Genomic DNA, 24,959 nt, shown 5'->3' with positions numbered 1-24,959 from the left:
GCCCCCGCCGGTCCAACAGTCCGAGACCCCGCCCCCGGCCACCGACGTGCCGCAGGGACAGACCATCTCGGTCGCGACCGACAGCATCGGCTTGGGGTTCAACCCGCACCTGTCGGCTGATCAGAGCCCGGTCACCGCGGCGGTCGCGGCGATGACCCTGCCCAGCGCCTTCATCCCGAGCGCCGGACCCGGCGGCGTGTCGTGGGCGCTCGACACCGCCGTCCTCGACGGCGCCGAGGTCACCTCACAGTCGCCGTTCACCGTGACCTACCGCATCGCGCAGGACGCGCAGTGGTCCGACGGCCTCCCGGTCACCGCCGACGACTTCTCCTACCTGTGGCAGCAGATGTCCCGTCAGCCCGGCACCATCGCCCCCGCCGGGTACCGACTCATCGACGACGTCGCCTCGCGCGCCGGCGGCAAGGAGGCGGTGGTGCGCTTCCGCACCCCGTATCCGGCGTGGCGTGAACTGTTCTCGGCGATGCTGCCGTCGCACGTGTTGCGGGGTGTGCCCCAGGGGTTCCAGACCGGGATGGACGTCGGTCTCCCGGTGTCGGCGGGGCGCTACTCGATCACCGTCATCGACACGAGCCGCGACGAGGTCCGTCTTCAACGCAACGACCGCTTCTGGCGGACACCGGCCGTGGTCGATCAGATCGTCCTGCACCGCGTCGGCACCGCGAGCCAGCTCGCCGAGTCGATCCGGTCGACCGACACCCGCGTCGTCGCCCTCGCCGGCGGACCCGCGCTCGCGGGCACCCTGTCCGCGATCCCCGGTGTCGCCACCGGGCGCACCCCGGTCGGCCGTTCGCTGGGCGTCACGGTGAACACGCGCACCCCGTCGATGTCGCTGCCGTCGGTCCGTCAGGCCGTGCTGGGGATCATCGACCCGCAGGTGCTCACCGACGCCAGTGCCGGGGAGTCCACCGTGACCCCCTTCGCGGGCGCGGTCCTCGTACCCACCGACCCCGGCTACGTACCCGTCGATTCCACACGCCCGTCTCCCGAGGCGATCTCGTCGCTGCTGTCGTCGGCGGGGTACTTCCCTGTGCCGTCCGCGGTCTCTACGACCCCCACCGGCAGCGGCACCACGACGGGAACGACCACCCCCACCACGACGACCCCGACCACCACCACGGCACCCTCGACGACCGACGCCGCGTCGGGACCGTCCCTGCCCAGCGGAGTTGTGCCGCTGCAGCGCGGCGGGTCGACGCTGTCGGTCCGCGTCGGCGTGGTCGCCGGCGACGTGCGCACCCGCGCCGCGGCCGACAGCGTCGCCGACCAGCTCCGGGCGGCGGGCATCGCCACCGATGTGCGCGCACTGACGTCGGCGGAGCTCTACGGTCCCGCCCTCACCGGTGGCGACGTGGACCTCGTCGTCGGCTGGCGCACCGCGTCGGTGACGCCCGCGACGCGGTTGGCCTCGGCCGTGGAATGCGACCAGACCGACGCCGCACCCGCGTCGGGCACCGCCTCGAGCGGCGCCCCGGCGTCGGGCAGCGCGACGCCGTCGTCGGTGCCGACCACCACCACCGGGACCTCGACCGCCGATCAGGGCGGCGGGCGCAACGACAGCGATCAGGTGCGGTTCCCCAGCAACGTGTCGGGGTTGTGCGACCCGACCCTGGTCGGTCTCGCCGCCCGGGCGATGGGATCGGTCGACCCCATCGCCGATCTGCGCACCGCCGCTGCGGTGATCGCCGAGCAGCACGTCTATCTGCCCGTCTACCAGGACTCGATGCTGACCGCGATCGGGCCCGGCGTGCGAGATGTGCCGCTGCAGGGCCCGGTCGGGACGGCCATCTTCGGCGCCACCGGCGGCTGGCGGCTCGCGGACCGATGAGCACCGTGAACCGCGCCGGAGCGCGCCTGCTGGTGGTGCACGCCCACCCCGACGACGAGTCGATCATGACCGGCGGGATCATCGCCCGGTACCTCGACGAGGGCGCCGAGGTCACCGTGGTGACCTGCACGCTCGGTGAGGAGGGCGAGGTCATCGGCGAGCAGTGGGCGATGCTCGCCGCCGACGGCGGCGCCGATCAGCTCGGCGGCTACCGCATCGCCGAACTCACCCGCGCGCTCGCCGCACTGAGCCCCGACGGTGCCGAACCCCTCACCCCGCTGTTCCTCGGTGGCGCCGGCCGCTGGCGCGACTCCGGCATGGCCGGGGCGCCCTCGGCGTCACACCCGCGGGCCTTCGTCGGTGCCCCGATCGCCGAACCGGTCTCGGCGCTGGCCGACGTCATCGTGGAGCGGCGGCCGCAGGTCGTCGTCGGTTACGACCCCGCGGGGACCTACGGCCACCCCGATCACCTCACGGTCCACCGGATCTGCGGAGCCGCGATCGCCGAGGCCCGCGAGCGCGGATGGTCGGTCGCCAAGCACTACTGGTCGGTGACCGAGGCGTCGGCACTCGCGCAGGGTCTCGACGAGGCCGTCGACCGCGTCCCCCAGGGCTGGCGGATGCCGCTGCACGGCGAACTGCCCCGCTACCGCGACGACGAGATCACCACCGCCATCGACGTGAGCACGGTCCTCGACCGCAAGGTCGACGCCCTCGCCGCACACGCCACCCAGGTCACGGTGTCGCCGTCGCGCACCGAATACGCCCTGTCGAACAACATCCTGCAGCCGATCTTCGCCGAGGAGCATCTGATCCTCGTGGACGGCGACCTCGAGCCGACCGAGCCGGGCGGACGCGAGAACGACCTGTTCGGGCCGTCGACGCGAGAGGTGTGAGCGCCGTGGACACCCGGGACCGACTGCTGCTCGGCGCGCTCGCGGTGGACGGGTTCGTCGTCGGCCTGCTGTCGCTGGCGTTCGTCAACTCCTACGTCGGGTCGGTGCCGATGCCGATCACCGCGGTGATCGGCGGTGCGGTCAACGGCCTGCTCATCTGGCTGGCGTCGGGCCTCGACAGTGGATCGCTGCGCTACCTGCCGCTGGCCGGATGGCTGCTGGCCGTGGCGGTTGGGCTCCTCGGCGGCCCCGGCGGCGACGCGCTTCTGTTCGGCGATTGGCGCACGTTGTTGCTGGTCGCGGTGGGTGTCGGGGTCCCCGTCGTGCTGTCCTGGAGTGGCCGACTGCCCGTGGGACGAGGGTGATGGTGGCCTCGACCGCCTCTGTCGACGGCGAATGGCGCATGATCGTCAGGTGACTTCCGAACACCAAGAGTCCACCGCTCTGCCCGCTCCGAGCTTCCCGAACGCCACCGCGTCCGCGGTGACGCCCAGCGAACCGGCGCCGACCGCCTCGGCCATGCGCCGCGCCCTGCGTCGGGTGCGCGACGGTGCGACAGTCAACGCCGACGAGGCCGCGGTGCTCCTCGCCGCGCGCGGCGAGGATCTCGCCGATCTGTGTGCCTCGGCGGCCCGCGTGCGCGACGCCGGTCTGGTGGCCGCCGGGCGCGAACGTCAGGTCACCTACTCGCGCAAGGTGTTCATCCCGCTCACCCGACTGTGTCGCGACCGCTGCCACTACTGCACCTTCGTCACCGTGCCCGGCAAGCTCGCGCGCGACGGGCACGGCCCGTTCCTGGAGATGGACGAGGTCCTCGACATCGCGCGTCGCGGCGCCGAACTCGGTTGCAAAGAAGCGCTGTTCACCCTCGGCGACCGTCCCGAGGACCGCTGGCCGGAGGCGGCACAGTGGCTCGACGAGCGTGGTTACGATTCGACGCTCGACTACGTGCGTGCGGCGTCGATCCGCGTTCTCGAGGAGACCGGGCTCCTGCCCCACCTCAATCCCGGGGTGATGAGCTGGCAGGAGATCTCACGACTCAAGCCCGTTGCACCGTCGATGGGCATGATGCTCGAGACCACCTCGCGGCGACTGTTCACCGACAAGGGTGAGTGCCACTTCGGCAGCCCAGACAAGGATCCCGAGGTCCGCAAGCGGGTGCTCGTCGACGCCGGACGTCTGTCGGTGCCGTTCACCACCGGGATCCTCGTCGGCATCGGTGAGACGCGCCTCGAGCGGGCCGAGTCGATCCTCGAGATCCGGTCGACCCACAAGGCCTTCGGTCACATCCAGGAGGTGATCGTCCAGAACTTCCGGGCCAAGTCCGACACCGCCATGCGGTCGGTACCCGATGCCGACATCGACGAGTTCGTCGCCGCGGTGGCCGTCGCCCGCGTCCTGCTCGGTCCGTCGATGCGCATCCAGGCCCCGCCGAACCTCGTCTCCGCCGCCGAGTGCGCAGCGCTGATCGGTGCCGGGGTCGACGACTGGGGCGGCGTGTCGCCGTTGACCCCCGACCACGTGAACCCCGAACGGCCGTGGCCCAACCTCGACGCGCTCGCCGAGATCACCGCGGCCGCGGGGTACCGCCTCACCGAACGTGTTGCGGCGCAACCGCAGTACGTGCTGGCGGAACAACCGTGGATCGATCCGCGCATCACCGGCCACGTGCAGGCGCTGGCCGACCCGGTGACCGGCCTCGCCGCCGACGTGATCCCCGTGGGCCGGCCGTGGCAGGAGCCCGACGAGGACTGGCAGTCGAGTGGACGGGTCGATCTGCACACCGCCATCGACACCGACGGACGCAACACCGAGACCCGCAGCGATCTCGGCAGCGCCTTCGGTGACTGGGACACCGTGCGCGAGCAGGTGCTCGCGCTGTCGGCCGACGCCGCGGGTGCGCCCGCCCGCCTCGATTCCGAGGTCCTCACGGCGCTGCGCCACGCCGAGTCCGACCCGGCGGCGTGCAGCGACGCGGACTACCTGGCGCTTGCCACCGCCGACGGCGATGGCCTCGAAGCGCTTGTGGCACTGGCCGACTCGCTGCGCAAGGAGGTCAACGGCGACGACGTGACCTACGTCGTGAACCGCAACATCAACTTCACCAACATCTGCTACACCGGATGCCGGTTCTGTGCGTTCGCCCAGCGCAAGGGGGACGCCGACGCCTACACACTCGCGGCCGAGGAGGTCGCCGACCGCGCCTGGGAGGCCCACGTGGCCGGGGCGACCGAGGTCTGCATGCAGGGCGGCATCGACCCCGAGTTGCCCGTCACCGGGTACGCCGACCTGGTGCGCGCGGTGAAGGCCCGCGTGCCGTCGATGCACGTGCACGCCTTCTCGCCGATGGAGATCGTCAACGGCGCCTCCCGGGGTGGCCAGAGCATCCGGGAGTGGCTGACGGCGCTGCGTGAGGCCGGCCTCGACACCATCCCCGGCACCGCCGCGGAGATCCTCGACGACGAGGTCCGCTGGGTCCTCACCAAGGGCAAACTGCCCACCGCGGAGTGGATCGAGGTGGTGACCACCGCCCACGAGGTGGGTCTGCGCTCGAGTTCGACGATGATGTACGGCCATGTCGACGCCCCGAAGCACTGGGTGGGTCACCTCAACATCCTCCGCGGGATCCAGGATCGCACAGGCGGTTTCACCGAGTTCGTGCCGCTGCCGTTCGTGCACCAGAGCTCGCCGCTGTACCTCGCGGGCGCATCCCGGCCGGGACCCACGCACCGCGACAACCGTGCGGTGCACGCGCTCGCGCGGGTGATGCTGCACGGTCGGATCCACAACATCCAGACGAGCTGGGTCAAGCTCGGCACCGCCGGTACCCAGGTGATGCTGCAGGGCGGCGCGAACGATCTGGGCGGCACGCTGATGGAGGAGACGATCTCGCGCATGGCCGGTTCGCAGCACGGGTCGGAGAAGACCGTCGCCGAGCTCCGGAAGATCGCCACCGACATCGGGCGCCCCGCCCGCGAACGGACCACCGTGCACGCGCGCCGCGAATCCGCGGCCTGACCACGCGAGGAGACCCATGGCCCCCACATCGCCGCACCCGTCGATCTCCGACCACGACATCGCGCGGGTGCTCTACACCGCGACCGGCGTGATCAACCCGGTGCTCGACGCGGTGGAGCACTGGGATGCCTTCGGCATCAAGCAGATGACGTTCGACCCGCGGCCGGGAGACGACTCCCTGCTGGGTACGGCGACACGCGCCCTACAGTGGTTCACCGACTCGTCGGGCGTCCCGGGGACGCGGACGCGGGAGAAGTGGAGTGTCGAGCAACGCACCGAGTGGTGGGTCGGCCGGGTGGGACGCCTGAGCACCGCACTGGTCGCCTATCCCGGTGTTTTCGGCGTGCTCGCCGACCGTCTGCCCGTCCAGGATCTGCTCGGCTTCGCCCACCAGGCCTTCATCATCTGCGCGGTCCAGCGGGTGCACGGCGTGCACGACCGTTTCGATCAGACCGATCAGCTCATCGCGGTGCTGTGCGACCGGATCATCGACTCGCGGGTCGTGTTGTCGCAGAAGCCGACCGGCGCCGACGCCCGCGGGGTGGCCCGCGTCGAGAAGGCGGTGCAGGTCGCCGCCGATCCGCACCGTGACCTGACCCCGATGGGTCTGGTGAGGTCGGTCGGGTCGGTGGTCGGCCTGCTGCGTTCGATCACCGACGTCCTCTCGCACCGCCCGTCGCCGAAGCAACCGTGGCGCCTGCTGAGTGCACTGCCCGTCGTCGGCGCGGTCGCGGACTACGTGGGGGAGCAGTCGGCGTTGCGACGCGCGACCGAGGCCGCGGTGGCCAGCCTCCGTGCGCCCGTGCGTGTCTGATCCGATCGCCTCGGCGACACCCTGACCGACGAGGCCTGTCGGCGCCGCACTCGCGTTCTCCCGCGGTCGCGGCCGCCGACGGTCAGACGAGCCGTCTCGTCGCCCGTGCGACCCACGGTCGGATGCGCGGCGGCGCGGTGAGCGCGCCCAGTGCGACGTGGGCGAGCGACCGGTGTCCGGTCTCCGCCGACGCGTCGTCGACGCCTCGGGTGGGCTCGGTGGCGGGGCCGAGGAGGAAGACCGCGGGCCCGCTGCGGGGGCCGCGCTGCGCACCGGTGAAACCCGGTAGTGCGATCCGGGTGTGATAGATCCCGAGGAACAGCGACCCCGGGACGAGTGTGCGTACCTCGTCGACGAGATCGAGTGCGCCCGAGACGGATCCGAACGCCCGGTACCGCATCACCAGGGCATCACGCCCGTCGGTCGCCGACGGCTCGATCCGCCACGAGAACCGTTCCGCGCGCACCACCGTGTCCCCGTGTCGCCACAGGTTGTAGCCCTCGCCGATGCCGTCGACGGCGTCGTGACACGGGGCGCTGTAGGCCTTGCCGAGCCAGAGCCCACGGCCCCGCCGCACGAAGAAGTCCCGTGCGTCGGCTTCGGTGTCGTGGGGGAACGCGCTCGGGTGTTCGCCGACGATCTCGTCGATCGTCGGTGCGGACAGATCGCGGTGGAGCGCAAGGAGGTCGGACGAGGACAACGTCGCCGCCTGCGCGAGCGATTGCGGCGCCGTGGGCGTCATCGCAGGGCGGCGAGCGCCTCGTGACCGCCGATGACGTCGGTGGCACGGTGCAACCCGAGTTCCTGCAGGGCTGCTGCGGCGAGACTCGAGGTGTAGCCCTGCTGGCACAGGATGATCCAGCGCACGTCGTGGTCCACCGCGGCGTCGATGCGCGCGTCGCTGGCCGGGTCGCAGCGCCACTCGAGCACGTTGCGCTCGATGAGGATCGCGTCGGGGGACTCGCCCTCGACCGCGCGCTGCGCGGCGGGTCGGATGTCGACGAGGATCGCGCCCGCGGCGAGTTCGTCGGCGACCCGCTCGGCGGGCAGACGGTCGATGCGGGAGCGGGCCGCGGCGAGCACGTCGTCGATGGTCGTCACGGGGTGACACCTGTCCTGTGTCGTCTCATCGTGGGTGAGCACTCATTTCTCGGGCACGTCGGTCAGTTCGGTGCGCACCCGGCGCAGCGACTGTTCCGCGGTGACCTCGTAGTAGCTCATCGCGCTGAGCGGCGGCGAGTACGCGTGCACGCTCAACGTCGGGTCGGCCGAGGGTGCGGTACCCGGTGTGCGCATCACATCATGCACCCAGCCCAGGGGGAACGAGGCCTGATCGCCCGCGTCGAGCACACGATCGCGCAGACCGCGCCCGGTCCAGCGGGACTCGGTCAACGACCCCGACAGCACCGTCAGCGCGCCGAGCGATCCGGCATGGTCGTGGAGTTCGGTGGAGGTGCCCTCGGTCCAGCTGATCAGCCAGATGTCGACGTCGTCGTCGGAGTGCAGCCGGGTCGACCAGCGAGCGACGTCGTCCCACTGGTCCGGCAACGCGGTGTCGTGTTTCCCGTCGAGGATGTCGGCGGCGGTCTGGTCGGTCAGTCGCAGCAGGTCAGCCGGGCACAGTCGCGTCGGCAGCACCCTCGTCGGCACCGGCCGACGGGGGAGCGTGCGGGCGGTGAGAGGGGAGGCGGTGAAGGGGGAGATGGTCGTGGTCATCGGGGTTCTCCTCAGGTCGCGGGTCGGGGGCGAGGTGTTCTCAGCCGCGACAGCGTCGGGAGGTGGGGTGATGAAGCACCCATGCACCATCCCGCCGATCCGCCCATCGGGGGAGGGTTACAGGCCCGCTGATTCGAAGGCGGACTCGATGCGACCGGACCGCTCAGAAGAACCGGACAACTCAGACGACGAGGCCGACGATGGTGGCGCTGATGAAACTGACCAGCGTCGCCCCGTAGAGCCGATCGAGGAGAAGTTCGCGAACGACACGAGGAACGTGGAGACGATCGCGATCGTCCGCGCCGAGAGGTCGTCGTCGCCGGAGGTGAGTTGCAGCATCGCCACGACCTCGTTGGCCACGAGCTTGGTGGCCATGAACTTCCCCGCCGCCACCGATTCGTCCCACGGGATACCGGTCAGATACGCCAACGGCGAGAACGCGTAGCCGAGGACGTCCTGGAACGTGGTGCCGCCGAACAGGCCCGAGAAGATGCCGTTGAGCATCGCGATCAGCGCGATGAACCCGATCAGCATCGCGCCGACGGTGAACGCGACCTTGAACCCGTCGAGGATGTACTCGCCGAGCATCTCGAAGAACGACTGCCGGGGCCGCGTGTCGCGTCCACCGCCGGCGACCAGCGCGTCGACATCGGAGTCGGGCGCGGGGTCGTAGGGGTTGATCAACGACACCACGATGAACGCGCCGAAGAGGTTCAGCACGATCGCGGTGATGACGAACCGCGCGTCGATGAGCTGGAGGTAGGCGCCCAGGATCGACGCGGACACCGTCGACATCGCCGACGCGGCAAGGGTGTACATCCGGTGCGCCGGGAGCACCGGCAGCAGTTTCTTGACCGAGATGAACACCTCGGACTGGCCGAGCAGGGCCGAGGCGACCGCGTTGAACGACTCCAGCTTTCCCATGCCGTTCACCTTCGACAGCGCGGTGCCGATGACGGTGACCACCAACGGCAGGATCTTCGTGTATTGCAGGATTCCGATCAGCGCCGAGATGAACACGATCGGCATCAGCACGCTGAGCAGGAACGGCGGTGACGTGGAGGGGTTCTTGTCGACATCGGTGAGGTCGCCGAACACGAACGTCGTGCCCTCGGCGGCGTACCCCAGCAGGTGGTCGAAGCCGCTCTCGATCCCGCGGATGACGTCGGTGCCGGCACCGGTCTTCAGCAGTGCCAGGCTCAGCGCGACCTCGATGAGGAGCATGACCGCGATGGGCCGGAGCTTGCGCTTCACCTGGGAGCGGTCCGTGCTCGGCAGCCATGCGAGCAGTCCGAACACGAGGAGTCCGACGACCCCGATCACGTAGTGCATGGGGTCATTCTGACCGTTTGCGGTTAGTTGGGCTCAGTAACTCGTGGGCATCGTGTCGGCGCTGCCTTCCGGTCCGTCGCCCCGGATGTGACCGTGGGCCCGTCAGGCGGGATACTGGAGCTCAGGTGTCGTGCGGCGGGTGCCGCGACGCGAGTGCGGAGAGCACCACGTGAGTGAAGGAGTGACCGAGTTGACGTACATCATCGCCGAGCCGTGTGTGGACCTGCTGGATCGGGCCTGCGTCGAGGAGTGCCCGGTGGATTGCATCTACGAGGGTGACCGGATGCTCTACATCCAGCCCGACGAGTGCGTCGACTGCGGTGCCTGCGAACCGGTCTGCCCGGTGGAGGCCATCTTCTACGAGGACGACGTCCCCGACGAGTGGGAGCCGTACGTCAAGGCCAACGTCGACTTCTTCGACGATCTGGGGTCGCCGGGCGGCGCCAGCAAGGTCGGCAAGACCTCGAACGATCCGTCGTTCATCAAGGGTCTGCCACCCATGAACACCGAAGAGTGACCGACAAGACCGCGCGGCGGTCGGTGGCGGCGACGCTGCCCGACTTCCCGTGGGACACCCTCACCGAGGCCAAGGCCACCGCGGCAGTGCATCCCGACGGCATCGTCGACCTGTCGGTCGGGACACCTGTCGACGAGATCGCCGACGTCATCCGCCGCGGTCTCGACGACGGCGCCGGGTTCCCCGGCTACCCGACCACCTCGGGTACCACCGCGCTGCGCGACGCCGCGGCCGCCGCACTGATCCGCCGGTACGGCATCGCCGACGTCGACGCGTCGTCGATCCTGCCGCTCATCGGGACCAAGGAGGCCATCGCCTCGGTCGTGTCGCTCCTCGGCTTCGGCCCCGGCGACGACATCGTGATCCCCGAGGTCGCCTATCCGACCTACGAGGTCGGGGTCCTGCTCGCCGGTGCCCGTCCGGTGCGCTCGGATTCGCTGTTCGCCCTCGGTCCGACGAATCCCGGTGCGGTCTTCATCAACTCGCCGTCGAACCCCACCGGCGCGGTTCTCGGTGTCGACCACCTGCGCAAGGTCGTCGCCTGGGCCCGCGAACGGGGCGCGATCGTCATCTCCGACGAGTGCTATCTCGGTCTCGCGTGGGACGCCGAGGCGGTGTCGATCCTCGATCCGCGCGTCTCCGACGGCGACACCACCGGCCTGCTCGCCGTGCACTCGTTGTCGAAGATCTCCAACCTCGCCGGCTACCGGGCCGGGTTCTTCGCCGGCGACCCCGCGCTCGTCGCCGAGCTGCTCGCGGTGCGCAAGCACGCGGGACTGATCGTCCCGTACCCCGTGCAGACCGCGATGCTGGCGGCGCTCAGCGACGACGACCACGTCGCCGTGCAACGCGAGCGCTACCTCAACCGTCGCGTCGTGCTGTCGACCGCCGTGCGCCACGCCGGGTTCCGGATCGACCACTCCGAGGCCGGTCTGTACCTGTGGGCCACCCGCGACGAACCCTGCCGTGACACGGTCGCGTGGCTGGCCGAGCGCGGCATCCTCGCCGCGCCGGGGGAGTTCTACGGCCCCGCCGGCACGAAGCACGTGCGCCTGGCGCTGACCGCGACCGACGAGCGCATCGCCGCTGCCGCCGCACGCCTCACCGTCGACTGACACCGGCAGGATCCACCACGCGATCCCATGCGGTTCTTCCCGCTCAGCGAGAACAATCGCATCGGATCGGTGATGCTCCCAGGGCCCGGGTCAGTCGTTCGCGTGCAGGGCCGCGTTGAGGGCGATGCCGTCGCCCTTCCACGGCACGACCTCGACCGCGCCGCTGACACTGTTGCGGCGGAACAGCAGGTTGTTCGTGCCCGAGAGGTCGCGTGCCTTCACCGCGGTGCCGTCGGGGCCGGTGACCTTGGTGCCCGCGGTGACGTAGAGCCCCGCTTCGATGACGCAGTCGTCGCCGAGGGAGATCCCGCAGCCCGAGTTGGCGCCCAGCAGACAACGCTCGCCGAGCGAGATCACCTGTGTGCCACCACCGGACAGCGTGCCCATGATCGACGCGCCACCACCGACATCCGAACCGTCACCGACGACGACGCCGGCCGAGATACGGCCCTCGACCATCGAATTGCCGAGCGTGCCGGCGTTGAAGTTCACGAATCCCTCGTGCATCACCGTGGTGCCGCTCGCGAGGTGCGCACCGAGACGGACGCGGTCGGCGTCGCCGATCCGCACACCCGACGGCACCACGTAGTCGACCATGCGCGGGAACTTGTCGATGCTGTTCACCGCGACCGGCCCACGGGCGCGTAGCCGTGCGCGCGTCAGCTCGAAACCCTCGACGGCACACGGTCCGTGGTTGGTCCACACGACGTTGGCGAGCAGCCCGAACTGGCCGTCGAGGTTGAGGCCGTGGGGCGCCACGAGGCGATGCGACAGCAGGTGCAGGCGCAGGTAGACATCGTGTGCGTCGGTCGGGGCCTGCGACAGATCGGCGATCGTGGTCGTCACCGCGACGGTCCGCACGCCGCGGGCCTCATCGCTGCCGACGAGGGGACGCAGGTCGGCGGGGATGTCGTCACCGCTGTGCTGCACGGTCCCCGACTCGCCGCCCGCGCCCAGTTCCGGAGCGGGAAACCAGGTGTCGAGCACCTGACCGCTGTCGGTGATGGTGGCGATCCCGGTTCCGGCTGCTGATGTCGCTTCAGTCACGGGAGCACACCCTACCGGCGATACTGAGGTGGTGGATCACGCCACCGGCTACCGCGAGCGACGCTCCACGGCGCTGCCCGCGACCGTGTGGAATCGCTGGTGCGAACCGGGCCCGTCGATCGTGCGACCCGATGGCTGCATCGACCTGATCTGGGACGGCTCGCGCGTACTGGTCGCGGGCCCCGACACCGCCGCGCGGCAGCACGAGACGTCCGCGGCGGTGATGTTGACGGCCATCCGGCTCGCGCCCGGAGTCGCGCCGGTGGTGACGGGGCTGCCCGCGGTCGAGCTGCGCGATCGACAGTTGTCGCTGACCGACGTCCTCGGTGCGGACGCATCGCGGTGGGAGGAATCGGTCGCGCGTTCGACGACGCCCGGCGCAATGCTGGAGTCGCTCGCCACCGAGGCCGTGCGTCGCCGCGGCGGCGTTCCCGACTGGATCGGTCCGACGGTTGCCGCGATCCGGGCCGGCGACCGCATCGATGACGTCGCCGATCGGCTCGGACTCAGCGCCCGGCAACTGCGCCGCCGATCCGACGACGCCTTCGGCTACGGACCCAAGACGCTGCACCGCATCCTGCGTGTCGAGGACGCGAGTCGCTCACTGCGTGAGGGTTTCTCGCTCACCGACACCGCGCACCGCCACGGATACTCCGACTATTCGCACATGTTCCGGGAGTTCCGAGCGATGGTCGGGTCGACGCCGTCCGACGTCGCCGGCCCGACGCCACGTCACGCGAGTGTCGCGCAGAGATCGACCGGGTTGCCGTCCGGATCGAGCACCACCGCATACCGCTGACCCCACACCGCGTCGAACGGCGCGAGGTGCCCCCGGTGCCCGTCGTCGACCAGCGATGCGTAGAGAGAATCCACCGACGCGGGGTCCGAGCAGTCGACGGCGAGCGCAGCCCGATGACCGCCCGCGGGCGGTGTCCAGCCCGGGTCGAACGAGGTGATCACCTCGGCCGTGTCGAACATCAACCGGAAGCCACCGGCGAGGACGACCTCGGCGTGCGGGGCGTCGTCCTGGTCGTCAGGGACATCGATGCCGACGGCGCGGTAGAACGCGAGGGCCCGGGCCATGTCGGAGACGACGACGGAGAGGCCGATGACGTGTGCGGAGGTGGTCATGCCACGAACGTTAGGACCGCCCGCACCCCGCGGTCATGAACATTTCGGACGTCATCGGCGCGAGCGTGCTCAGTCCTCGCTGACCTGCAGACGGAACCGGTCGCGACCGGTGTGCAGAACCCACAGGTGATCGGCGAGCGCCTCGGGGCTCTTGCGCGGGTCGTCGGCGGAGATCGCACCCCCGATGATCAACTGCGACACATGGATACCCTCGGGCTTCAACTCCTCGTGGAGAAGTTGGGCGTAGGCGGCCTGCCCGGCGAAGGCGATCGAGGTGCCGGTGACGGCCCGACCGGGCTTGACCGCCGAACCGCCGTTGACGAAGAGGATGGTGCCCGTGTTCTCGCCGAGGAACCGCATGCCGGGCAGCACCTGGTGCACCGCAGCGATCGGTCCGTAGATGGAGAACTCGACCGGCCCCACCATGTCGGCCGGGGTCGTCTCGAGCACCGGTCGCATGAAGTCTTTCTGCGGCAGGGGGCTGTACTGCAGCACCTCGATCGGCCCGAGCGTCTCGGTCACCTGTTCCAGAGCCGACGCGATCGACGCCGGATCCCGCACGTCGGCGGCGAAACCCCGTGCCGACACACCGTCTTTCGCGAGGGTGTCGGCGAGCGCGTCGACCCTCGACTGGTTGCGTGAGATGAGCCCCACCGAGAACCCCTCGGCACCGAACCTGCGTGCCACTGCCGCCCCGAGTCCTGCTCCTGCACCGATGATCGCGAGAGTCGTCATGCCCGGTGCAACGGGTGGATCGACGGCGACTATTCCCGGCGGCGGCGCCGCAGAGGCCCGGCGGCGACCGATCGTCGTATCCTCGACGGTCATGGGTACCGCCGCGCTGGATCTGACCGCCGATCCGATCGACCTGACCGCGGCGCTGGTCGACATCGCGAGCGAATCGCACCACGAGGCCGCTCTCGCCGACGCCGTCGAACACGCACTGCGCGCGCAGACCACGGGCTTCGAGATCCTCCGCCACGGCGACCGTGTGCTGGCGCGGACCGATCGCGGACGGCCGTCGCGGGTGATCCTCGCCGGCCACCTCGACACCGTCCCGATCGCCGACAACGTCCCGAGCCGCCGCACCGTCGACGACGTCGAGGGCGATGTGTTGCACGGGTGCGGCACGGTCGACATGAAGTCCGGCGACGCGGTGTTCCTGCATCTCGCCGCGACGATGAGCGATGTCGCACATGACCTGACGTTGATCTTCTACGACTGCGAGGAGATCGCCGCGGTCCACAACGGGCTCGGGTTCATCGAACGCGAACTCCCGGACTGGCTCCGGGGTGACGTCGCGATCCTGGGCGAACCGACGGCGGGCCAGATCGAGGCGGGCTGTCAGGGGACACTGCGGGTGCGCCTCACCGCCACCGGGACACGCGCCCACTCGGCGCGATCGTGGATGGGCGACAACGCGATCCACGCGCTGTCTGGGGTGCTGGCGACATTGTCGGCGTATGCGCCCCGTCGCATCGACATCGACGGATGCGAGTACCGGGAGGGGCTCTCGGCGGTGCGCATCGACGGCGGTGTGGCCGGGAACGTGGTACCCGACCTCGCGTCGGTCGACGTCAACTTCCGCTTCGCCCCCGACCGCACCGTCGACGCCGCGCTCGACCACGTCCGTGAGGTGTTCGCGGCCGAGTTGTCCTCCGGCCGAATCGGTCTCGAACTCACCGACTCCTCACCCGGCGCCCTGCCCGGCCTGTCGCACCCCGCCGCGCAGGCGCTCGTGGCGGCGGCCGGTGGTCGTGTTCGCGCCAAGTACGGCTGGACCGACGTCGCCAGGTTCGCGGCGTTGGGCATCCCCGCGGTCAACCTCGGTCCGGGGGACCCGAACCTCGCGCACCGCCGCGACGAGCGCGTGCCGACCGCGCAGATCACCGAGGTGACCGACATCCTGCGGCGTCACCTGCGCACGCCCGCCTGATCTCGTTCCACGCCGGTGTCGGATACCGTCGGCGGCGTGTCAGCCGACGATCACGACCAGCCGCTCTGTTACTCCGGCGCGACCCGCAGGCGTCTCGATCCCGAGTCGATGGAGTCGACGACCGACCGTCGGTTGCTCGACACCGGCGACCCCGACCCCGTCGATCCCGACGGGGCGCGTCGCGCGAATCGTCTCGAACACGATCCGTGGCGGGTCCTGCGCATCCAGTCCGAGTTCGTCGCCGGGTTCGACGCGATGTCCGACGTCGCCGCCGCGGTGACGGTGTTCGGGTCGGCGCGAACCACCCCCGACTCGCCGGAGTACGCGCTCGGGGTCGAGCTCGGTGGGGCGCTGGCCGCCGCGGGCTATGCGGTGATCACCGGCGGCGGTCCCGGGGCGATGGAGGCGGCCAATCGTGGTGCGGCGCAGGCCGGTGGCCGGTCGATCGGTCTCGGTATCGAGCTGCCGTTCGAACAGTCGCTCAACGAGTGGGTCGACCTCGGGGTGAACTTCCGGTACTTCTTCGCCCGTAAGACGATGTTCGTCAAATACGCGCAGGCGTTCGTGTGTCTGCCCGGCGGGTTCGGGACGATGGACGAACTGTTCGAGGCACTCACCCTCGTCCAGACGAAGAAGGTGACCCGCTTCCCGATCGTGCTGCTCGGCGCCGACTACTGGCAGGGCCTGCTCGACTGGATCACCGGCACGCTGGTCCCCGCGGGCACGGTGTCGCAGAGCGACGTCGCGCTGCTGCACGTCACCGACAGCGTCGCCGAGACCGTCGAGATCATCACCCGTGCGGGCGCGCATATCGAGGCCTCGACCCGATGACCGCCATCTGTGTCTACTGCGCATCGGGACCGGTCGACGAGCGGTACCTGACGTTGGCGTCGGAGGTGGGTGCGGCGATCGGTGCGGGCGGACACACCCTGGTCTCCGGCGGCGGCAACGTGTCGATGATGGGTGCGGTCGCGCGCGGTACGCGCGGGGCGGGTGGCCGGACCGTCGGGATCATCCCCCGCGCGCTGGTCGACCGTGAGGTCGCCGACACCGACGCCGACGAACTCGTGGTCACCGACACCATGCGACAGCGCAAGCAGCTGATGGACGAACGCGCCGACGCGTTCGTGACGCTGCCCGGCGGCATCGGGACGTTGGAGGAGCTGTTCGAGACCTGGACCGGTGGCTACCTCGGGATGCACGCCAAGCCCGTGGTGGTGCTCGACCCCTTCGGTTTCTACGCCCCGCTGATGTCGTGGTTGACCACGCTGCAGGGCGACGGTTTCGTCTCCGCGCACGCCCTCGAACGCCTGCAGGTCACCGATTCTGTGACCCGCGCCATCGAATGGTGTACCAGCCGGTAACCTCACTTCGACACCAATCGCCTTTGCCCTGGGGAGCTGCACTAGTGAGCACTGAGTCTCGTTCGCGCGTCGGATTGAAGGACATGGCCAAGGGGGTCGTCGGGCTGGCCTCCGACGCGACGGTCATGTTGCGCAACGCGCCGGGGCTGGCGCTGCGCAAGCCGACCAGCACGATGACGATCGGCAGCCTGTTCCAGAAGAAGGCCGGGGCCCATCCCGATCGCCCGTTCCTGCGTTTCGAGGGCAAGTCGTTCACCTACGGCGAGTGCAACCGCCGGGTCAACCGCTACTCGGCACTGCTCGCCGACTCCGGCGTCGTCGCCGGCGACGTGGTGGGGGTGCTCGCCAAGAACAAGCCCGACACCGTGCTCGCCATGCTCGCGATCGTGAAGCTCGGCGCCGTCGCCGGGATGCTGAACTACAACCAGCGCGGCGCCGTGCTCGAACACAGCCTCGGGGTACTCGAGGCCGACGTGATCGTCGTCGATCCCGACGCCCGCGAGGCGCTCGACTCGGTGCCCGAGAAGGCCGTCCCGAAGAACGTGCTCTCCTTCGACGACCTCGACGCGAAGTCGGCCGACCTGTCGCAGGAGAACCCCTCGATCACCGAGACGCTGCCCGCGTCGACCAAGGCGTTCTACATCTTCACCTCCGGCACGACGGGCATGCCCAAGGCCAGCGTGATGTCGCATTTCCGCTGGCTGACCGGACTGTCGGGCATCGGCGGCATGGGTGTCCGTCTGCGTCACGACGACACGATGTACGCCTGTCTGCCGCTGTATCACAACAACGCGTTGACGGTGTCGCTGTCGTCGGTGCTCGGCGCGGGTGCCTGTCTCGCGATCGGCAAGCAGTTCTCGGCGTCGAAGTTCTGGGACGACATCATCCTCAACCGCGCCACCGCCTTCTGCTACATCGGTGAGCTGTGCCGCTACCTGCTGGCGCAGCCCGAGAAGGACACCGACCGGGCCCACTCGGTGCGCGTCGCGGTCGGCAACGGCATGCGCGCGGAGATCTGGGACACCTTCGCCGAGCGTTTCGGCATCGACCGGATCGTCGAGTTCTACGCGGCGAGCGAGTCGAACCTCGCGTTCATCAACATCTTCAACGTCAAGCGCACCGTCGGCTTCTGCCCGCTGCCGTACAAGATCGTGCAGTACGACGGCGAGACCGGTGAGCCGTTGCGCAACGACGCCGGCCGCGCGATGGAGGCCGCCAAGGGTGAGCCGGGTCTGCTGATCTCCGAGATCAACGACCGCATCCCCTTCGACGGCTACACCGACCCGAAGGCGACCGAGAAGAAGATCATCAAGGACGCCTTCGCCGAAGGCGACCAGTGGTTCAACACCGGCGACCTGGTGCGCGATCAGGGCTTCTCGCATGTGGCCTTCGTCGACCGGCTCGGCGACACCTTCCGGTGGAAGGGCGAGAACGTCGCGACCACCGAGGTCGAGGGCGCGCTCGACGCCGACGGACAGATCGGGCAGTCGGTGGTGTTCGGCGTCGAGATCCCCGACACCGACGGCAAGGCCGGCATGGCGGCGGTCACGCTGAAGAACGGCGACAAGCTCGACGGGTCGCAGCTGGCCAAGCACCTCTACGACGCCCTGCCCTCGTACGCGCTGCCGCTGTTCGTGCGCGTGGTCGAGCAGCTCGAGCAGACCTCGACGTTCAAGACCATGAAGGTGGAGTTGCGCGATCAGGGTTACTCCGAGGTCGGCGAGGACCCGCTGTACGTCCTCGCGGGCAAGTCCGACGGATACGTCGAGTACTACGACGGATACGTCGACGACGTGTCGGGCGCCAAAGCCCCGCGCAACTAGACGTATGGACAACGCGGCCGTCGCCGCACCCGATCTCGGGGTGCCGTCGTCGTGGTTCCCGACCCTGTGCGGCCGACCGGTCGACACCGGACGGGCGCTGGTGATGGCGATCGTCAACCGCACCCCCGACTCGTTCTACGACCGGGGTGCGGACTTCGGTGACGACGCCGCGATGGACCGCGTGCACCGGGTGGTCGCCGAGGGCGCCGACCTCGTCGACATCGGCGGTGTGAAGGCCGGTCCCGGGGTGGCGGTCGACGCCGCGGAGGAGGCCGACCGTGTGGTGCCGTTCATCGAGTGGGTGCGCTCGGCGTACCCCGACGTCATCATCAGCGTCGACACCTGGCGGTCGGAGGTCGCGGTGACCGCGTGCGCGGCCGGCGCCGACCTCATCAACGACACCTGGGCGGGCACCGACCCCGATCTGGTGCACGCCGCCGCCGACGCGGGTGCGGGCATCGTGTGTTCGCACACCGGGGGAGCGGTACCGCGCACCCGACCGCACCGCGTGCGCTACCCCGACGTGGTCGACGCGGTGGTCACCGACGTGGTGGCCGGTGCCCGTCGTGCCGAGCGGGCCGGGGTCGCGCGCGCCGACATCCTCATCGATCCGACGCACGATTTCGGCAAGAACACCCACCACGGGCTCGCCCTGTTACGGCATGTGAACAATCTCGTTAATACGGGCTGGCCGGTGCTGATGGCACTGAGCAACAAGGATTTCGTGGGGGAGACTCTGGGTGTGGGTCTGGAGGACCGGCTGGAGGGAACTCTGGCCGCGACCGCACTCGCCGCCGCACAGGGCGCGCGTGTGTTCCGGGTCCACGAGGTTGCCGCCACCCGGCGTGTGGTGGACATGGTCGCCGCGATAGCGGGGACCCGTCCGCCCCAACGAACAGTCAGGGGACTCGCATGACCGCCAAGCACACAGGGTCCGCGCCGCGACGCGGGACGCAGATGTGGCCCGCTCCGGCCGACGCCGACCCGACCACCCTCGCCTGGTCGGAGACACACACCTTCGAGCACCCCGTGTTCGACCTCGACGAGCTCGTCGCCCACAAGCGTGGCCGCACCGTCTCGGTGGTGCTGCCCGCGCTGAACGAGGAGGAGACCGTCGCCGAGGTGATCGCCTCGATCCGACCGCTGCTGGGCACCCTCGTCGACGAACTGATCGTCCTCGACTCCGGATCCACCGACGCCACCGCCGAGCGTGCGATCGCCGCGGGCGCGCGGGTCGTCAGCCGCGAGCAGGCCGTCCCCGAGCTGTCGCCGGTCAAGGGCAAAGGTGAGGTGCTGTGGCGGTCGATCGCCGCGACCACCGGTGACCTCATCGCTTTCGTCGACTCCGACCTCATCGATCCCGACCCGATGTTCGTGCCGAAGTTGCTCGGTCCGCTGCTGATGAACCCCGAGATCCAGCTCGTGAAGGGCTACTACCGTCGACCGCTGCGCACCGGTGGCGCGCAGGACCCCAACGGGGGCGGCCGGGTCACCGAACTCGTCGCCCGTCCGTTGCTGGCGTCGCTCAAGCCCGATCTGACCGCCGTGCTGCAGCCACTGGGTGGTGAATACGCAGGCACCCGGGAACTGTTGTCGGCGGTGCCGTTCGCGCCCGGCTACGGCGTCGAGATCGGTCTGCTGGTCGACACCTACGACCGCTACGGCATGGCCGGTATCGGCCAGGTCAACCTGGGTGTGCGCACCCACCGCAACCGACCGCTGATCGAGCTCGGGGTGATGAGCAGGCAGATCGTGGGCACCCTGATGAACCGGTGCGGGATCGCCGACTCCGGGGTCGGGCTCACGCAGTTCACCGCCGAGACCGACGGCACCTTCACGCCGCACACGACCGAGGTCTACCTCGCCGACCGACCGCCGATGGACACCCTGCGGCCCCGCGCGGTGGACAAGGTCCGCGCCTCCTAGGTCAACCCGTGCCGTCGATCCGACGGATGTGCTTCCATGAGTGGAACGTGTTCTAGTTCTGCGACGGATGGAGGTCGGCATGCCCGGTGGTTCTGTCAGTGACGGTTCCGTGCGGGGAAAGTCGATCCTCGTCACCGGCGGGGGTAGCGGCATCGGTCGCGGTATCGCCGAGATGCTCGCCGCCGACGGCGCCGTGGTCACCGTCGTCGGACGCAACCGCGACCGCCTCGAGGCGGCCGCGGACGAGATCACCTCGGGGATCACCGGAGGGGGTCGCGTCCATGCGGCCGTCGCCGACATCACCGACGAGGACCAGGTCGTCGCGGCGGTCGCCACCGCGGTCGGCCACACCGGCCGGCTCGACGGCGTCGTCGCGTGCGCCGGGGGCAGCGAGACCATCGGCCCGATCACCCAGATCGACAGCAACGCCTGGCGCAACACCGTCGACCTGAACGTCAACGGCACGATGTACACCTTCAAGCACGCCGCCCGCGAACTGGTGTCGGGCGGCGGTGGATCGATGGTGGCCATCTCGTCGATCGCCGCGTCGAACACCCACCGGTGGTTCGGGGCGTACGGGGTCACCAAGTCCGCCGTCGATCACCTCGTGGCGCTCGCCGCCGACGAACTCGGCGCGAGCAACGTCCGCGTCAACGGCATCCGACCGGGCCTGACACGTACCGAACTCGTGGCGCTGGTCCTCGATTCGCCGGAACTGAGCGCCGACTACCGCGAGGCGACGCCGCTGCCGCGGGTCGGCGAGGTCACCGACATCGCCGAGCTGGCCGCGTTCCTCCTCGGCGACGCGTCGACCTGGATCACCGGTCAGGTCATCAACGTCGACGGCGGTCAGATGCTGCGCCGGGGTCCTGACTACGGGTCGATGCTCGACCCGGTGTTCGGTGCCGACGGGTTGCGGGGTGTCGTCGCCCCGGCGACGGAAGGCTGAGGCGTGGCATCCCCGGGTCAGGCCGTCCACCGGGTGGCGGGCCGGACGGTCACGATGCCGGTGCAGATCCGGACGGCGACCGCGTTCGCGGCGATGGTGTCGGTGTCGGCTGCCGCGGCGCAACGGACCATCGACCACACCGGCCTCTCGGTGGTCCGGTGGCGACCCGGCCGTGCGGTGTGCGTGCTGGTGTTCGTCGACTACGTCGACGGCGATCTCGGGCCGTACAACGAGTTCGGGGTCTGCTTCCTGGTCCGTCCCCACGACGCCGGCCGCGGCGGGATCGTCGGCGATCTCCGGTCGGTGATGCGCAACGAGGCGTGTGCGCTCATCCACCGTCTCCCGGTCGACGGCGACTTCACCCTGGCGGCCGGCCGCGGCATCTGGGGCTTCCCGAAGACGCTCGCCGCGTTCAAGGTCGACCACCGGGGTCCGGTCCGTACCGGGACGCTGCGGGCCGACTCCTCGACCGTGCTGTCGCTGCGGGTGCGCCAGGGTGTCGCCGTGCCCGACACCGACTCGTCGACCACGTTGACCGCCTACGCCCATCTCGACGGCATCACACGTGCGACACCCTGGACCATGCGTGCCGCCGGCGTGCGGACCCGTCCCGGCGGCGCTCGGCTCGAGCTCGGCGACCACCCGATGGCCGACGAACTGCGTGCGCTCCGGCCGGGTCGCACGCTGCTCGCGTCGTCGATCGGCGCGTTGTCGATGACCTTCGGCGACGCCGTCGTGGTGTCCGGGTCGGCTGCGTCGGGACCGGTCACGGCATCCGGTCTGGGATGATCGCACGGTGCAGACCCTCTTGCTCTACCTGGTCGTCATGGTGCTCGTCATCGGTGCGGTGTTCGCCGTGGTGTGGTTCGTCTTCGGACGCGGCGAGGACCTCCCGCCGCTCGAACGCGACGCGACACTCACCCGGTTGCCGCGCGCCGGGGTCTCCGGCGACGACGTCCGCGCCCTGCGGTTCGCGCTCGTGGCCCGGGGATACAAGCAGTCCGAAGTCGACTGGGCGCTCGAGAAACTGGCCCGCGAGATCGACGAACTCCGCGTGGTCATCGTCGACCTCCAGGGGCGCGACGCGAACGATTTCTCGCGGGCCGACACCGACGCGTCCCGGGCCGAGGACGTGTGAGCCGTATCATCGTTGTGAGGTTGACCTGCGTCTGCGTCCGACGGCCGAATTCGTCGAGTGTGGCGCAGCGCATAGAATCGTGAACCGGCGCCGATTGTCGGCGACGTTGTCGGAGGGAGCTTGTGACATGGCGGCGATGAAGCCACGGACCGGAGACGGTCCCCTTGAAGCAGCCAAGGAAGGGCGAGGAATCGTCGTACGCATCCCCATCGAGGGCGGCGGCCGTCTGGTCGTCGAGCTCACCGCAGACGAGGCAGCAGCCCTCGGCGAAGAACTGCGTGGCGTCGTCGCCGGCTGCCCCCGCCGCGACGGTCCGCCGATAGCACCTCGAGTCCGATGCTGTCGGCGATCATCGATCTGCTCGCGTGCCCGGTGTGCACCGGCGAGCTCGACATCGATGCGGGCACGGTGATCTGCGACCGTGGACACACCTTCGACATCGCCCGTCAGGGGTATGTCTCCCTGCTCGCAGGCTCCACCGGGGGCCTGCGTTCGGATACGACCGCGATGGTCGCCGCGCGTGAACGCATCCTGGGTGCCGGTCTCTACGCCCCGATCGCCGACGCGGTCGCCGACGCGTCCTCAGGACCGGTCTGCCTCGACGTGGGGGCGGGGACCGGTCACTATCTCGCCCACGCCCTCGACGACTCCGATCCCGCGGCCCGCGGGATCGGTCTGGACCTGTCGAAGTCGTGTGCCCGCGCCACGGCACGTGCCGACGATCGGATCGGGTCGGTCGTCGCCGACGCCTGGCAGCGGCTCCCCGTCGCCGACGGCGTGATCGACACCGTCCTGTCGGTGTTCGCGCCCCGCAACGTCGCCGAGTTCGCCCGCGTGCTCACCGACGACGGCGTCCTCGTGGTGGTCGCGCCCACGCCGCGCCACCTCGCCGAGATCGTCACCCCCATGGGCATGATCGGGGTCGACCCCACCAAACCCGAGCGGATCGGCAACGCACTCACCGGGGTGTTCGAGCGGGAGGACCGCACCGCGGTCGAGCACACGATGACCCTCGGACGGTCCGACGTCGCCGACCTCGTCACGATGGGACCGTCGGCGCACCACTCGTCGGTCGACGAGATCGCCGCCCGCGCAACGGTGTTGCCCGAGCTCGTCGAGGTGACGTGCTCGGTGACGGTGTCGCGCTACCGGCGCGTCTGACCGCGTCGCACCGCGACCGCTCCGGTCACCGTCCTGCGAGCGCGGCCTGGTACACCGCGATCGTCTGCTCGGCGATGGACTCCCACGAGAACTCCTCGATCGCGCGCGACCGTCCGGCGGCGCCCATCTCGGCGGCCCGTGTCGGGTCGGCGACGACGGCGTTCACCGCGGCGGCAAGTCCCGCCTCGAAGCCCGACTCATCGGACTCGTCGTAGGCGACGAGGCGACCGGTGACCTCGTCGCGCACCACCTCCGGGATGCCGCCGACGTCGGACGCCACGACCGCGGTGCCACACGCCATGGCCTCGAGGTTCACGATTCCCAGCGGCTCGTAGATCGACGGACACACGAATACCGTTGCTGCGGAGAGTATCTCGCGGACCCGTTCGGTGGGCAGCATCTCCTGCACCCAGTACACGCCATCGCGCGTCCGGGAGAGCTCGGCGACGGCCTCGGCGGTCTGCGCACCGATCTCGGGTGTGTCGGGCGCACCCGCGCACAGCACGAGCTGCAGGTCGGGATCGAAGGAGTGTGCCGCGGCAATGAGATGCCGCACGCCCTTCTGCCGGGTGATGCGGCCGACGAACACCGCGATCGGGCGGTCCGGATCGACGCCGAGCGACCGCAGCGCCGACTGCTCGCCGAACGGTTCGTCGGCGGGGAACCACGTCGCGGTGTCGATGCCGTTCCGCACCACGTGTACTCGCGCCGGGTCGAGTCGGGGGTAGGCGTCGCAGACGTCGACGCGCATGCCCGCGCTGACCGCGATCACCGCGTCGGCGTACTCGACGGCGTTGCGCTCGGCCCAGCTCGACAGTCGGTACCCGCCGCCGAGTTGCTCGGCCTTCCACGGGCGCCGGGGTTCCAATGAGTGGGCGGTGAGCACGTGGGGCACCCCGTAGAGCTGCGCGGCGACGTGTCCGGCGAGCCCGGTGTACCAGGTGTGCGAGTGCATGATGTCGGCCTCGGACGCGCCGGCGACCATCCGCAGATCGGCCGACATCGTCGTCAACGCCGCGTTGGCACCGGTCAATCCGGGATCGGCGATGTAGACGTGGGCGGTGTCGCGGGGCGCGCCCATGCAGTGCACGTCGACCTCGGCCAACGGTCGCAGATGCCGCACCAGTTCGGTCACGTGGACCCCGGCGCCGCCGTAGACCTCCGGTGGGTACTCGCGGGTCATCATCGCCACTCGCATACCGACGACGCTAGACCCGCGCGCCGTCACCC

The 24,959-nt window shown here is 69.9% G+C and carries 26 protein-coding genes and 1 pseudogene; 19 read left to right on the top strand and 8 right to left on the bottom strand.

What is annotated here, in order from left to right; translation table 11 throughout:
- The 5 genes from TU34_RS13705 to TU34_RS13685 form a co-directional block, all read left to right on the top strand.
- A partial coding sequence (locus tag TU34_RS13705) for an ABC transporter family substrate-binding protein (protein ID WP_045823469.1) occupies window positions 1–1,846 on the top strand: 1,846 nt, incomplete at its 5' end.
- Window positions 1,843–2,742 (top strand): N-acetyl-1-D-myo-inositol-2-amino-2-deoxy-alpha-D-glucopyranoside deacetylase, encoded by a 900-nt coding sequence (gene mshB, locus TU34_RS13700; protein ID WP_045823435.1) that lies wholly within the window; start codon window positions 1,843–1,845, stop codon window positions 2,740–2,742. The genes TU34_RS13705 and mshB, both read left to right, overlap by 4 nt.
- A 5-nt stretch (window positions 2,743–2,747) precedes the next feature.
- Window positions 2,748–3,107 (top strand): hypothetical protein, encoded by a 360-nt coding sequence (locus TU34_RS13695; protein WP_045823468.1) that lies wholly within the window; start codon window positions 2,748–2,750, stop codon window positions 3,105–3,107.
- Between the two features lie 31 nt (window positions 3,108–3,138).
- Window positions 3,139–5,760 (top strand): bifunctional FO biosynthesis protein CofGH, encoded by a 2,622-nt coding sequence (locus TU34_RS13690; protein WP_045823434.1) that lies wholly within the window; start codon window positions 3,139–3,141, stop codon window positions 5,758–5,760.
- Window positions 5,761–5,776: 16 nt separating this feature from the next.
- On the top strand, window positions 5,777–6,574 hold the full coding sequence (locus TU34_RS13685) for a hypothetical protein (protein ID WP_052688929.1): 798 nt from the start codon (window positions 5,777–5,779) through the stop codon (window positions 6,572–6,574).
- A gap of 82 nt (window positions 6,575–6,656) precedes the next feature.
- On the opposite strand, the gene TU34_RS13680 is transcribed toward TU34_RS13685, so the two are convergent.
- The 4 genes from TU34_RS13680 to TU34_RS13665 all read right to left on the bottom strand — a co-directional run bounded on the left by TU34_RS13680 (window position 6,657) and on the right by TU34_RS13665 (window position 9,622).
- Window positions 6,657–7,316 (bottom strand): hypothetical protein, encoded by a 660-nt coding sequence (locus TU34_RS13680; RefSeq protein WP_045823433.1) that lies wholly within the window; start codon window positions 7,314–7,316, stop codon window positions 6,657–6,659.
- Entirely contained in the window at window positions 7,313–7,675 is a 363-nt protein-coding gene (locus tag TU34_RS13675; RefSeq protein WP_045823466.1) for a rhodanese-like domain-containing protein, read from the bottom strand. The genes TU34_RS13680 and TU34_RS13675 overlap by 4 nt, the downstream gene beginning before the upstream one ends.
- Window positions 7,676–7,717: 42 nt before the next feature.
- Entirely contained in the window at window positions 7,718–8,290 is a 573-nt protein-coding gene (locus tag TU34_RS13670) for a cysteine dioxygenase (RefSeq protein ID WP_082080281.1), read from the bottom strand.
- Window positions 8,291–8,407: 117 nt separating this feature from the next.
- Window positions 8,408–9,622 (bottom strand): NupC/NupG family nucleoside CNT transporter, encoded by a 1,215-nt coding sequence (locus TU34_RS13665; RefSeq protein WP_052688927.1) that lies wholly within the window; start codon window positions 9,620–9,622, stop codon window positions 8,408–8,410.
- 190 nt (window positions 9,623–9,812) lie between these two features.
- Here TU34_RS13665 and fdxA point away from each other — a divergent pair, with 190 nt between their 5' ends.
- Both fdxA and dapC read left to right on the top strand, forming a co-directional pair.
- Complete coding sequence (fdxA, locus tag TU34_RS13660; RefSeq protein ID WP_045823463.1) at window positions 9,813–10,139, top strand: ferredoxin; 327 nt, start codon at window positions 9,813–9,815, stop codon at window positions 10,137–10,139.
- Window positions 10,136–11,254: a succinyldiaminopimelate transaminase gene (gene dapC / locus TU34_RS13655; RefSeq protein WP_045823432.1), complete on the top strand. Its 1,119-nt coding sequence runs from the start codon at window positions 10,136–10,138 to the stop codon at window positions 11,252–11,254. Before fdxA ends, dapC begins: the two co-directional genes overlap by 4 nt.
- Before the next feature lie 90 nt (window positions 11,255–11,344).
- Here dapC and dapD read toward each other — a convergent pair whose 3' ends face one another.
- A complete protein-coding gene (gene dapD, locus TU34_RS13650) occupies window positions 11,345–12,301 on the bottom strand; it encodes a 2,3,4,5-tetrahydropyridine-2,6-dicarboxylate N-succinyltransferase (protein ID WP_082080280.1) in 957 nt (318 codons plus the stop codon).
- Between the two features lie 31 nt (window positions 12,302–12,332).
- On the opposite strand from dapD, the gene TU34_RS13645 reads away from it, so the two are divergent.
- Window positions 12,333–13,100, top strand: a complete 768-nt coding sequence (locus tag TU34_RS13645; RefSeq protein ID WP_052688926.1) for a helix-turn-helix transcriptional regulator — start codon at window positions 12,333–12,335, stop codon at window positions 13,098–13,100.
- On the opposite strand, the gene TU34_RS13640 is transcribed toward TU34_RS13645, so the two are convergent.
- Together TU34_RS13640 and TU34_RS13635 are read right to left on the bottom strand one after the other, a co-directional pair.
- On the bottom strand, window positions 13,034–13,432 hold the full coding sequence (locus TU34_RS13640) for a VOC family protein (RefSeq protein WP_045823431.1): 399 nt from the start codon (window positions 13,430–13,432) through the stop codon (window positions 13,034–13,036). The two genes, TU34_RS13645 and TU34_RS13640, sit on opposite strands and share 67 nt — an antisense overlap.
- A gap of 69 nt (window positions 13,433–13,501) precedes the next feature.
- Window positions 13,502–14,260 carry an SDR family NAD(P)-dependent oxidoreductase gene (locus tag TU34_RS13635; protein ID WP_238981304.1) on the bottom strand — a complete coding sequence of 253 codons (759 nt, stop codon included), beginning with the start codon at window positions 14,258–14,260 and terminating at the stop codon, window positions 13,502–13,504.
- On the opposite strand from TU34_RS13635, the gene dapE reads away from it, so the two are divergent.
- From dapE to TU34_RS13585, 11 genes and pseudogenes are all read left to right on the top strand, one after another.
- Complete coding sequence (dapE, locus tag TU34_RS13630) at window positions 14,259–15,368, top strand: succinyl-diaminopimelate desuccinylase (protein WP_045823429.1); 1,110 nt, start codon at window positions 14,259–14,261, stop codon at window positions 15,366–15,368. The two genes, TU34_RS13635 and dapE, sit on opposite strands and share 2 nt — an antisense overlap.
- 108 nt (window positions 15,369–15,476) lie before the next feature.
- A complete protein-coding gene (locus TU34_RS13625; protein WP_082080283.1) occupies window positions 15,477–16,199 on the top strand; it encodes an LOG family protein in 723 nt (240 codons plus the stop codon).
- Window positions 16,196–16,732: an LOG family protein gene (locus TU34_RS13620; protein WP_045823427.1), complete on the top strand. Its 537-nt coding sequence runs from the start codon at window positions 16,196–16,198 to the stop codon at window positions 16,730–16,732. The genes TU34_RS13625 and TU34_RS13620 overlap by 4 nt, the downstream gene beginning before the upstream one ends.
- Before the next feature lie 83 nt (window positions 16,733–16,815).
- Window positions 16,816–18,555 (top strand): long-chain-acyl-CoA synthetase, encoded by a 1,740-nt coding sequence (locus tag TU34_RS13615; RefSeq protein ID WP_238981303.1) that lies wholly within the window; start codon window positions 16,816–16,818, stop codon window positions 18,553–18,555.
- A gap of 4 nt (window positions 18,556–18,559) precedes the next feature.
- On the top strand, window positions 18,560–19,471 hold the full coding sequence (gene folP / locus TU34_RS13610) for a dihydropteroate synthase (RefSeq protein WP_045823425.1): 912 nt from the start codon (window positions 18,560–18,562) through the stop codon (window positions 19,469–19,471).
- Entirely contained in the window at window positions 19,468–20,481 is a 1,014-nt protein-coding gene (locus TU34_RS13605; RefSeq protein WP_045823424.1) for a glucosyl-3-phosphoglycerate synthase, read from the top strand. The genes folP and TU34_RS13605 overlap by 4 nt, the downstream gene beginning before the upstream one ends.
- 79 nt (window positions 20,482–20,560) lie before the next feature.
- A complete protein-coding gene (locus TU34_RS13600; protein WP_045823460.1) occupies window positions 20,561–21,430 on the top strand; it encodes an SDR family oxidoreductase in 870 nt (289 codons plus the stop codon).
- A 54-nt stretch (window positions 21,431–21,484) separates the two neighbouring features.
- Window positions 21,485–22,219, top strand: coding sequence for an acetoacetate decarboxylase family protein (locus TU34_RS13595; RefSeq protein ID WP_045823459.1), 735 nt, complete (start codon window positions 21,485–21,487; stop codon window positions 22,217–22,219).
- Between the two features lie 7 nt (window positions 22,220–22,226).
- A complete protein-coding gene (locus TU34_RS13590) occupies window positions 22,227–22,568 on the top strand; it encodes a DivIVA domain-containing protein (protein ID WP_045823423.1) in 342 nt (113 codons plus the stop codon).
- Between the two features lie 127 nt (window positions 22,569–22,695).
- Window positions 22,696–22,860 (top strand): annotated as a pseudogene (locus TU34_RS23020) (DUF3117 domain-containing protein); the annotation flags it as partial.
- A gap of 44 nt (window positions 22,861–22,904) precedes the next feature.
- Window positions 22,905–23,729 carry a putative RNA methyltransferase gene (locus TU34_RS13585; protein WP_045823422.1) on the top strand — a complete coding sequence of 275 codons (825 nt, stop codon included), beginning with the start codon at window positions 22,905–22,907 and terminating at the stop codon, window positions 23,727–23,729.
- 25 nt (window positions 23,730–23,754) lie between these two features.
- On the opposite strand, the gene glgA is transcribed toward TU34_RS13585, so the two are convergent.
- Complete coding sequence (gene glgA, locus TU34_RS13580; protein ID WP_203225459.1) at window positions 23,755–24,927, bottom strand: glycogen synthase; 1,173 nt, start codon at window positions 24,925–24,927, stop codon at window positions 23,755–23,757.
- Window positions 24,928–24,959: the final 32 nt, after the last annotated feature.

Origin of the sequence: Williamsia herbipolensis, from assembly GCF_000964005.1 — a bacterium.
Lineage (GTDB): Bacteria > Actinomycetota > Actinomycetes > Mycobacteriales > Mycobacteriaceae > Williamsia_A > Williamsia_A herbipolensis.
Note: the sequence above shows the minus strand (reverse complement) of the source record. Positions and strands in the feature narration are given on the sequence as shown.